We start from the raw sequence: 10,178 nt of genomic DNA on the forward strand, positions 1-10,178 counted from the left end.
CAACGTCGGCTGATCGTTTACAGTTCTGAACACGATGGCCTCGATCCCTTCTAGCCCAAGGGTTCGAGGCCATCCTCTCCACCACCAGCCACCACATCATCGACCGCCACGCTGCGACTTTTTCAGGTCGAAGTAGGTAGGGACAACCCCCGCGCGTCTGGCAGGCCTACCCGATGGCTCGGAGTGCCGGCGGATCGTAGTCTGCGCTCAGACCATGAAGGAGTTGCCATGTCCTCAGCGGTGCCTGCGCGGACCCGTCGAACCGGAGCGATCGTCGCCGTGGTCCTCGTCGTGGGCGCGGCGGTCAGCATCGCCTTCGCCCTGCGCGACTCGTTCGGCGGGGACGGCGTGTCGGGTACGCGCACCCTGTCGGCGTCGGCGAAGCACCTCTTCGTCGACGTCGAGTCCGGTGACGTCACCGTGCGCAAAGGCAGCACAGACGACGTGCGCCTCACGCGCACCGTCCGCGGCCGTAGCCCCAGGATCGTGGAGGAGTCGCGGAACGACGGTGTCCACGTCTCCGCGGACTGCCCGGCCTTCACGTTCGGCCGGTGCGACGTGAGCTACGAGATCGTCGTGCCCGCGGACATGCGGGTCGAGATCGACGCGTCGAGCGGCGCGGTCCAGGTCGACGGCGTGACGGGTGGCACCCAGGTCGAGGCGTCGTCCGGCACCATCACGGCGAAGGACCTCGGCGGTGAGGTCGAGCTGGAGAGCTCGTCCGGCGACGTGAACGTCACCGGCGCGTCGGGCAACCTCGACGTCAGCGCCAGCTCGGGCGAGATCAAGGCCGACGGCCTCACGGGCGGCCGGGTCAAGGCCGAGTCCTCCAGCGGCGACGTCGTCCTCGGCTTCGCCGCCGCGCCGGACCGCGTGGAGCTCGACGTGAGCTCCGGCGACGCGACCATCACCCTGCCCGGCGGCTCCACGACGTACAAGGTCGACGTCGAGACGTCGTCGGGTGACGAGCAGGTCGACGTGCCCACCGACCCCGACGCCGCGCACGAGATCACGGTCGAGGCGTCGTCGGGCGACGTCACCATCAGCCGCCGCTGACCGTTGCCGTGACCCGCGTTCAGGCGTGGTCGAGGAGCCAGGTGGTGGAGTACTCGGTCTCGTCGATGCCGAAGGCGTCGGCGTCCTCGGTCCACTGGTGCTGCATGTCGCGGACGGTGACGAGTGCGACGGTCGCGCCCTTCGGGCACTGCGCGGTGAAGCTGCGGACGCGGGCGTTCTCCGGCGCGCGGCTGGCGAGCCGCCCCGTACACCCGTTGCGCGCGGCCACCGTGTCGACGGTGTCGCGCACGGGTAACAGCTCGGTCTGCAGGCTGACCCGCCATCGGCTGCCCGCGAACGGCACCGTGCTGTCCTGCATGCCGTGGATGGCGATGACGGGGACGTCCGAGGTCTGGTCGCAGGGGCTGACGAGCGTGCCGGACAGGAGCGCGAACCCGCTGAACGGCTGGTCGGCTTGGCAGGCGACGCGGTAGCCGAGCATCGCGCCGTTGGAGTAGCCGTGGTAGAAGATCCGGTCGGGATCGGCGCCGTACTGGCTCACCAGTCGGCGGGCCAGGTTGTTGATGAACTTCACGTCGGAGGTGTCCGCCGAGGGCGCGCCGCCGCAGCAGGTGCCGGCGTTCCACGCGTGCTGGCCGTCGGCGTACCTCAGGCCCTGGGGGAACGCGACGATCCAGCCGTTGCGCTCCGCGAGGTCGAGGTAGCTCGTCTGCCTGATCATGGCCGGCGCACTGCCCGTGTAGCCGTGCACGGCGACGAAGGCGGGGGCGCCCGCGCGGACGCGGGACGGGATGTAGACCAGGGCCTTGCGCGTCACGCCGCGGACCTGCAGCCGCAGCTCCTTGATGTCCGCGAGCCTGGCGAGGCGGTCGTGGCCCGGCGAACTGGTCTCGAACTCGTCGTCGACGTCGCCACTGGCCGCGGCGGACGGCCGCGCCGACTCCTCGTTGCCGACACCCGCGGCGACCCGTCCACCGAGGCTCGGTGCCAGCAGGACCGCGACGAGCACACCGACACCCGCGATGAGCGTGGCGGCGGCGATGCGTGGGCCGACGGGACGAGCGGGAGGGGTGGTAGGGCGGTTACCGCCGTCTGCCATGGACGTTCCTCACCGTGCCCCCGAGTTGTCGACCGAACGAAATGGTACGGGGTGCGGTCACCCCGGATGACACGCACGTGCCCCCTGCGCGCGGATTTGTGGACGTCGACGACACTCCCGGCGGTTGCGCGTGAACGCAGGCGAATCGTGCCATCACGCTCCGTATCGGGCAGCCGGGACCCGGTATGTGAGGATCGGGAGATGGCGAACCGGTTGGCTGACTCGACCAGCCCGTACCTGTTGCAGCACAAGGACAACCCGGTCGACTGGTGGCCCTGGTGCGAAGAGGCGTTCGCCGAGGCGCGGGACCGCGACGTGCCGGTGCTCCTGAGCGTCGGCTACTCGGCCTGCCACTGGTGTCACGTGATGGCGCACGAGTCGTTCGAGGACGCCGACACCGCCGAGCGGATGAACGCCGGGTTCGTCTGCGTGAAGGTCGACCGGGAGGAGCGCCCCGACGTCGACGCCGTGTACATGGAGGCCACCCAGGCGATGACCGGCCAGGGCGGCTGGCCGATGACCGCGTTCCTCACCCCGGCCGGCGAGCCGTTCTACTGCGGCACGTACTTCCCGCGGCCGCAGTTCCACGCGTTGCTCGACGGCGTGACCCGCGCGTGGACGCAGAAGCGCGCCGCGGTGCTCGAGCAGGGCGCCGAGGTCGTCCGGGTGCTCGGTGGCAGGGACCTCGACGTCACCGGCGTGCCGGTGACGGCGGACCAGCTCGACACCGCCGTCGACGTGCTCCGCCGCGAGTACGACGAGGCGCGGGGAGGGTTCGGCGGAGCGCCCAAGTTCCCGCCGTCCATGGTGCTCGAGTTCCTGCTGCGCGCGCACGCCAGGTCGGGATCGGCCGAGGCGCTGCACATGGTCGAGGGCACGTGCGAGGCCATGGCCAGGGGCGGCGTGTACGACCAGCTCGACGGCGGCTTCGCCCGCTACTCCGTCGACGCCGGCTGGGTCGTCCCGCACTTCGAGAAGATGCTGTACGACAACGCGCTGCTGCTCCGGGTCTACGTGCACTGGTGGCGCGCGACGGGCTCGGCGCTCGCCAAGCGCGTCGCCGAGGAGACCGCCGACTTCCTCCTCACCCGGCTCCGGACCGGCGACGGTGGTTTCGCGTCCGCGCTCGACGCCGACACCGACGGCGTCGAGGGCCTGACGTACGTATGGACACCGGCGCAGCTGCGCGAGGCGCTCGGCGACGACGATGGCGCATGGGCGGCGGAGCTCTTCGGGGTCACCGAGCAGGGCACCTACGAGCACGGCGCGTCGACGCTCCAGCTGCGCCGTGACCCCGACGACGAGCTGCGCTTCGCCGCGGTGAGGCGCAGGCTCCGGGTCGTCCGGGGCGAGCGCCCGAGCCCCGGTCGCGACGACAAGGTGGTCGCGGCATGGAACGGCCTCGCGATCGCGGCTCTCGCCGAGGCCGGAGCGCTGCTCGGCGAGCCCGTGTACGTCGGCGCGGCCACCGACGCCGCCGCGCTGCTGCGCGACGTCCACGTCTCCGGCGGCCGGCTGCTCCGCGCCTCGCGTGACGGGGTCGCGGGGCCGCACGCGGGCGTGCTGGAGGACTACGGTGACGTCGCCGAGGGCCTGCTCGCGCTGTACGCGGTGACCGGCGACGCGGCCCACGTCGACCTCGCCGGCACCCTGCTCGACACCGTCCTCGACCGGTTCACCACGCCGGGAGGCGGCTTCCACGACACGCCTGACGACGGCGAGCAGCTCGTCGTCAGACCCCGCGACCCCACCGACGGCGCCACGCCGTCCGGCTGGTCCGCGGCATCGAGCGCGCTGCTCTCGTACGCCGCGCTGACCGGGTCGGCGCGGCATCGCGAGGCGGCGACCGGCGGCCTCGGTCTGTACGCGCGGCTGGCCGAGCGTGCCCCGAGGTTCGCCGGGTGGGGTCTCGCGGCGGCCGAGGCGGCGGTCGACGGTCCCGTCGAGGTCGCCGTCGTCGGCGAGCCCGACGACCCGGCGCGACGCGAGCTGCACGAGACCGCGCTGCGGTCGCTCCCGGCCGGCGGCGTGCTGGCCCTCGGCACACCGGACGACGACGGCGGGGTGCCGCTGCTCGCCCACCGCGGCCTCGTCGACGGCGCGGCGGCGGCCTACGTCTGCCGCGGGTTCGTCTGCGAGCGACCGCTGACCGACCCGGCCGAGCTGCACGCCACCCTGACCTGAGATCATCACTGGCCACCGTGCTGTAACCGTGTAATCATCATTACATGAGTGAGTACGAGAGCGAGATCGAACGGCTGCGGGGCTGGTTCGCCGGCCGGCTGCCGGAGGACTGGTTCACCGGGCCATCCGAGATCGTGGTGGACCGGGACGAGGTGACCGTCGTCGGGACGATCGCCGCACCGAAGGTGGCCGACGACGCCGCCGACGCCGAGCGTGGTTCCGCCGAGAAGGGCAGGATCAAGCAGTTCAGGGAGAGCACGCGCGACCAGCGGATCAGGATCGCCCGCGAGCTCGAGCGCGTCTCCGAGCGCAAGGTCGCGTGGGGCGCCGTCTGCGGCGACACCCGCGAGCTCTTCACCACGTTGTCGAGTCCGGTCATGACGCGCCTGCGGCAGCCGGAGCGGCAGGTACTCGACACCCTGGTCGAGTCCGGGGTGGCCCGCTCACGGTCGGACGCCCTCGCGTGGTGCGTCCGCCTCGTCGGCAGGAACGCCGACAGCTGGCTCGCCGAGCTCCGCGACGCGATGCAGCACGTCGAGCGGGTCCGCGCCCAGGGTCCGGAGACGAGCTGAGACACTTCTCTGCCAGACTGGTCACGCTGAGTCAAAGGTCACGTGATCAAGAGGGGGCAGAGATGATCAAGGACGCGCTCAAGCCACTGCGGGAGCCGGTGGCCTGGCTCCTCCTCGGCAGTGTGGCCCTGACGTTCGTCGCCGGGCTGATCGGCCTGTTCGGTGACCCGTCCGACATCCTGTCCAACGCGTATTACGGCACGTCGAGCTTCGTCAATCTCACCGTCGCCGCCGCCCTCGTCGGCGCGGTGCTGCTGGTGACCGTGATGCCCGACAAGACCGGCCTGGCGCGGCCGATCACTCTCGCCGCGATGATCGCCGCCGGCGTGATGGTGTTGCTCGGGATCATCACGTTGTTCGTCGGCCTCTTCTACACCGGCCCGCCCAGCCCGACCGGCGAGAGCTACGGCCCGTCCGCCGCCGCCAAGATCGAGCACTTCGTCTTCACCCTGCCGGCACTGGCGTTGACCCTCGTCCCGCTGCTCGTCGGCATCGCGGTGTTCCGCACCTCGGAGATGTCGCCGCCGGCACCGCAGCAGCAGCAACAGCCGCCGCAGGGTTACTACGGACAGCAGCCCGCACCCGGGTTCCCGCAGCAACAGCAGCAGCCGTACGGCGGCGGCTGGCAGGGCGGTCCGCCACCCCAGCAGGGCGCACCGCAGGGTTACGGGCAGGGTCAGCCGCAGCAGGGCTACGGACAGGGCTGGTCCCAGTAGCGCCGGCGTGAGGCACGTCACCTACGCGGGGTGAACTGAGCCACTGGGGCCTGGTGGGGCGGTGGCGTAACATCGCCTTCAATCACCCCCGTTGAGCGGACCGCGCGGCATTCCGCTCTCTCGCCGTTTCACGGCTTTCCGCGGCCGCGAAGGAGGCGTCGTGTCCGACATCGCCGGCTTGGAGCAGGCTCCGACGAGGCACCGCGGACTGATCGACTGGGTCCGCGAGATCGCCGAGCTGACTCAGCCCGACAGGATCGAGTGGTGTGACGGCTCGGACGAGGAGTGGTCGCGGCTCACTGCGGAGCTCGTCGAGCGTGGCACGCTGCATCCGTTGAACCCGGAGAAGCGACCGAACAGCTTCCTCGCCCGCTCGGAACCGAGCGACGTCGCACGCGTCGAGTCCCGCACCTACATCTGCTCGGAACGGGCGGAGGACGCGGGTCCCACGAACAACTGGATCGACCCGCAGGACATGCGGTCGACGTTCAAGGAGCTCTTCGCCGGCAGCATGCGCGGACGCACGATGTACGTCGTCCCGTTCTGCATGGGTCCGCTCGGCTCGCGGCTGTCCGCGCTCGGCGTCGAGATCACCGACTCCGCCTACGTCGCCATCTCCATGCGGGTGATGACCCGGATGGGCCGCGCCGTGCTCGAGGAGCTCGGCGACGACGGCTTCTTCGTGCGCGCCGTGCACTCCGTCGGCGCTCCGCTCGAGCCGGGCCAGCAGGACGTGCCGTGGCCCTGCAACGACACGAAGTACATCTCGCATTTCCCGGAGACCAGGGAGATCTGGTCGTACGGATCGGGCTACGGCGGCAACGCGCTGCTCGGCAAGAAGTGCTACGCGCTGCGCATCGCGAGCGTGATGGCGCACGATGAGGGTTGGCTCGCCGAGCACATGCTGATCCTCAAGGTCACCCCGCCGGACGGCGAGCCGCGCTTCGTCACGGCCGCCTTCCCGTCCGCCTGCGGCAAGACCAACCTCGCCATGCTCGTCCCGACGGTCCCCGGTTGGAAGGTCGAGACGGTCGGCGACGACATCGCCTGGCTGCGTTTCGGCGACGACGGCAGGCTGTACGCGATCAACCCGGAGTTCGGGTTCTTCGGCGTCGCGCCCGGCACGAGCCCGAAGACCAACCCGAACGCGATCGCGACGCTCGACCGCGACTGCGTCTACACCAACGTGGCACTGACCGACGACGGTGACGTGTGGTGGGAGGGGCTCACGAAGGAGCCGCCGGCGCACCTCGTCGACTGGAGGGGCAACGACTGGACCCCCGACAGCGACAAGCCTGCCGCACACCCCAACTCCCGGTTCACCGTGCCCGCGTCGCAGTGCCCGAGCATCGCACCGGAGTGGGAGGACCCCGCCGGCGTGCCGATCTCGGCGATCCTCTTCGGCGGTCGCCGCGCGTCCGCGGTCCCGCTGGTGACCGAGGCGTTCTCGTGGCAGCACGGCGTGTTCCTCGGTGCCAACGTCGCGTCCGAGCGCACGGCCGCGGCCGAGGGCACGGCGGGCGAGCTGCGCCACGACCCGTTCGCGATGCTGCCGTTCTGCGGCTACAACATGGGTGACTACTTCGCCCACTGGCTGCGGCTCGGCGAGCAGGCCGACGCCGAGAAGCTGCCGCGGATCTTCTTCGTCAACTGGTTCCGCAAGGGCGACGACGGCTCGTTCCTGTGGCCCGGGTTCGGGGAGAACAGCCGGGTCGTGAAGTGGGTCGTCGACCGCGTCAACGGCCGCGCCGAGGCGTACGACACCCCCCTCGGCCGGCTGCCCACCAGGGACTCCCTCGACGTCAGCGGGCTCGACGTCGACGACGACGCGCTCCGGCAGCTCCTCGAGGTCGACCGTGAGGTGTGGAAGCGCGAGGCCTCCCTCATCCCCGACCACTTCGCGACGTTCGGCGACCGGCTGCCGGCGCAGCTGCGCGAGGAGTACGAGGCGCTGGTCAACCGCCTCGGCAGCTGAGGCGTCCAGAGAGCGTGCTTCCCGGAGCGAAGTGTCGCCGGGACGAGTAGCCTGCGTCTCGGTGGACGACTTGGGAGAAGCTGCATGGCTCTGAGCGACCTTGTCTACGGTCTGTACGAGCGTCGGCTCGAACGGCAGCTGACTCCGCAGAAGGTGCCGAGGCACATCGGCGTCATCATCGACGGCAACCGGCGCTGGGCGAAGTCGTACGGCCAGTCGTCGCGCTTCGGGCACCGCAAGGGCGCCGACAAGATCGAGGACCTCCTCGGCTGGTGCGAGGAGGTCGGTGTCGAGGTCGTCACCGTCTGGCTGCTGTCGACCGAGAACGTCGGGCGACGGTCACCCGCGGAGCTGAAGGAGCTCTTCGGCATCGTCGAGGACGTCATCGGCTCGATCGCGTCCGTCGGCAGGTGGCGGGTGCACCCGATGGGCGCGCTCGACCTGCTGCCCGACTCGACGGCCAGGCTCCTCAAGGAGCTCGCCGACCAGACCCGCGACATCGAGGGGCTCACGGTCAACGCGGCGATCGGGTACGGCGGGCGTCGCGAGATCGCCGACGCCGTGCGGGCCCTGCTGCACGACCACGCCGGCCGCGGCACCACGATCGAGGAGCTCGCCGAGGTGATCGACGTCGAGCACATCGCCGAGCACCTCTACACCCGTGGGCAGCCCGACCCCGACCTGGTGATCCGCACCTCGGGTGAGCAGCGGCTCGGCGGCTTCCTGCTCTGGCAGAGCGTCTACAGCGAGTTCTACTTCTACGAGGGCTACTGGCCGGCCTTCCGCAAGGTCGACTTCCTCCGGGCCCTGCGGGCGTACGGCCAGCGGGAACGCCGCTTCGGCAAGTAGGGCACGTCTGACGCCCGGGGCGTCACGGAGCGTCGACGACCCACGTGCGCGGGCGTGTCGGATGCAACGACCCGTGTCGACCGGGTAGTTTCGACGCGGCGGAGGGCATCCGTTCTCCGCTCGGGAGGTCCGCACCTTTGCCAGCACTCGCGCAAGGGAAGGGCCCGGTTTCCAGGCCCGCGCGGTCCCGGTCCCGGCCCTTCGAGTAGCGGCGTCCGGGGGACGCCAGGGGGAGTGCGCATGGCAACGACGAACCGCCGCCGTGCCGCCGGAGGCGAACGGCGCACCTACGTTCTCGACACCAGTGTCCTGCTCGCAGACCCGATGGCGATCCGCCGTTTCGCCGAACACGAGGTCGTGCTCCCGATCGTCGTCGTGACCGAGCTCGAGGGAAAACGACACCACCCCGAGATCGGCTACTTCGCGCGCCAGGCGCTGCACATGCTCGATGACCTGCGCGTACGCCACGGCCGGCTCGACGTCGCACTGCCGCTGAACGACGTGGGCGGCACTCTGCGGGTCGAGCTGAACCACACCGACGCCGGCGTCCTCCCTGCCGGGTTCAGGCTCGGCGACAACGACACGCGCATCCTCAGTGTGGCACGCAGCCTCGCCGCCGAGGGCTCCGACGTCACGCTCGTCAGCAAGGATCTTCCGCTCCGGGTGAAGGCGTCCTCGGTCGGGCTCGCGGCCGAGGAGTACCGCGCCGAGCTCGCCGTGGAGTCGGGCTGGACGGGCATGGCCGAGGTCGACGTCGGCTCCGACGTCCTCGACCAGCTCTACGGCAGCGGCTTCGCCGACATCGAGGAGGCGCGCGAGCTGCCGTGCCACACCGGCCTCGTGCTGATGTCGGAACGCGGCAGCGCGCTCGGTCGGGTGACGCCGGACAAGCAGGTACGCCTCGTTCGCGGCGACCGCGAGGCGTTCGGCCTGCACGGGCGCAGCGCGGAGCAGCGGATCGCGCTCGACATCCTCCTCGACGAGGAGATCGGCATCGTCTCGCTCGGCGGCCGAGCCGGCACCGGCAAGTCGGCGCTCGCCCTGTGCGCCGGCCTCGACGCCGTCCTCGAACGCCGCCAGCATCGCAAGGTCGTGGTGTTCCGCCCGCTGTACGCCGTCGGCGGCCAGGAGCTGGGATACCTGCCAGGCACCGAGGCCGAGAAGATGTCACCCTGGGGCCAGGCGGTGTTCGACACCCTGTCCGCGGTGACATCCCACGACGTGATCGACGAGGTCGTCGACAGGGGCATGCTCGAGGTGCTGCCGCTGACCCACATCAGGGGACGCTCGCTGCACGACTGCTACGTCATCGTCGACGAGGCCCAGTCACTCGAACGCGGTGTGCTGCTGACCGTGCTGTCGCGGATCGGCGCCGGATCGCGGGTCGTGCTCACCCATGACGTCCAGCAGCGCGACAACCTGCGCGTCGGCCGGCACGACGGCGTGGTCGCGGTGGTGGAGAAGCTCAAGGGCCACCCGCTGTTCGCCCATGTGACGCTGACTCGAAGTGAGCGGTCGCCGATCGCGGCGCTCGTCACGGAGCTGTTGGAGGAGAGTCCGGGGTCTCTGGACTCCTGAAGCTCTTGCTGTCGGGGCCGCTGCCCTTGTCTCGTGGGGCGCTGCCTCTGAAGCGTCCCGGGTTTCATGCCGTCTTCTTGTTGGCGGCATCACCGGGTGGTGGGCCGGGTTGGTGAGCGTAGTGGGCCAGTTCGTGTTCCTCGGGTGTGGTGTTGTCGAGGAGGCCGTGGAGTCGGTGGTTGTTGTAC

7 protein-coding genes and 1 pseudogene are annotated in these 10,178 nt (G+C 70.6%); 7 read left to right on the top strand and 1 reads right to left on the bottom strand.

Annotated features, from left to right (window positions below; translation table 11 throughout):
• The first annotated feature begins 228 nt into the window (after window positions 1-228).
• Window positions 229-1,056 carry a DUF4097 family beta strand repeat protein gene (locus tag GEV10_30550; GenBank protein MQA82748.1) on the top strand — a complete coding sequence of 276 codons (828 nt, stop codon included), beginning with the start codon at window positions 229-231 and terminating at the stop codon, window positions 1,054-1,056.
• 19 nt (window positions 1,057-1,075) lie between these two features.
• On the opposite strand, the gene GEV10_30555 is transcribed toward GEV10_30550, so the two are convergent.
• Window positions 1,076-2,116: a hypothetical protein gene (locus tag GEV10_30555; protein MQA82749.1), complete on the bottom strand. Its 1,041-nt coding sequence runs from the start codon at window positions 2,114-2,116 to the stop codon at window positions 1,076-1,078.
• A gap of 201 nt (window positions 2,117-2,317) precedes the next feature.
• On the opposite strand from GEV10_30555, the gene GEV10_30560 reads away from it, so the two are divergent.
• From GEV10_30560 to GEV10_30585, 6 genes and pseudogenes are all read left to right on the top strand, one after another.
• Window positions 2,318-4,300, top strand: coding sequence for a DUF255 domain-containing protein (locus tag GEV10_30560; protein MQA82750.1), 1,983 nt, complete (start codon window positions 2,318-2,320; stop codon window positions 4,298-4,300).
• 44 nt (window positions 4,301-4,344) lie between these two features.
• Window positions 4,345-4,872, top strand: a complete 528-nt coding sequence (locus tag GEV10_30565) for a hypothetical protein (GenBank protein ID MQA82751.1) — start codon at window positions 4,345-4,347, stop codon at window positions 4,870-4,872.
• Window positions 4,873-5,387: 515 nt separating this feature from the next.
• Window positions 5,388-5,573 (top strand): annotated as a pseudogene (locus tag GEV10_30570) (RDD family protein).
• A gap of 184 nt (window positions 5,574-5,757) precedes the next feature.
• Window positions 5,758-7,563: a phosphoenolpyruvate carboxykinase (GTP) gene (locus GEV10_30575; protein MQA82752.1), complete on the top strand. Its 1,806-nt coding sequence runs from the start codon at window positions 5,758-5,760 to the stop codon at window positions 7,561-7,563.
• An 84-nt stretch (window positions 7,564-7,647) separates the two neighbouring features.
• Window positions 7,648-8,412: an isoprenyl transferase gene (locus GEV10_30580; GenBank protein MQA82753.1), complete on the top strand. Its 765-nt coding sequence runs from the start codon at window positions 7,648-7,650 to the stop codon at window positions 8,410-8,412.
• A gap of 240 nt (window positions 8,413-8,652) precedes the next feature.
• Window positions 8,653-9,990 (top strand): AAA family ATPase, encoded by a 1,338-nt coding sequence (locus tag GEV10_30585; protein MQA82754.1) that lies wholly within the window; start codon window positions 8,653-8,655, stop codon window positions 9,988-9,990.
• Window positions 9,991-10,178: the final 188 nt, after the last annotated feature.

The sequence above is a fragment of the Streptosporangiales bacterium genome (assembly GCA_009379955.1).
Taxonomy (GTDB): Bacteria; Actinomycetota; Actinomycetes; order Streptosporangiales; family WHST01; genus WHST01.

Coding starts and splice junctions, on each gene's coding strand:
- GEV10_30555 (MQA82749.1), bottom strand. CDS start 2,116: ATGGCAGACGGCGGTAACCGCCCTACCACCCCTCCCGCTCGTCCCGTC.
- GEV10_30580 (MQA82753.1), top strand. CDS start 7,648: ATGGCTCTGAGCGACCTTGTCTACGGTCTGTACGAGCGTCGGCTCGAA.
- GEV10_30550 (MQA82748.1), top strand. CDS start 229: ATGTCCTCAGCGGTGCCTGCGCGGACCCGTCGAACCGGAGCGATCGTC.
- GEV10_30560 (MQA82750.1), top strand. CDS start 2,318: ATGGCGAACCGGTTGGCTGACTCGACCAGCCCGTACCTGTTGCAGCAC.
- GEV10_30565 (MQA82751.1), top strand. CDS start 4,345: ATGAGTGAGTACGAGAGCGAGATCGAACGGCTGCGGGGCTGGTTCGCC.
- GEV10_30585 (MQA82754.1), top strand. CDS start 8,653: ATGGCAACGACGAACCGCCGCCGTGCCGCCGGAGGCGAACGGCGCACC.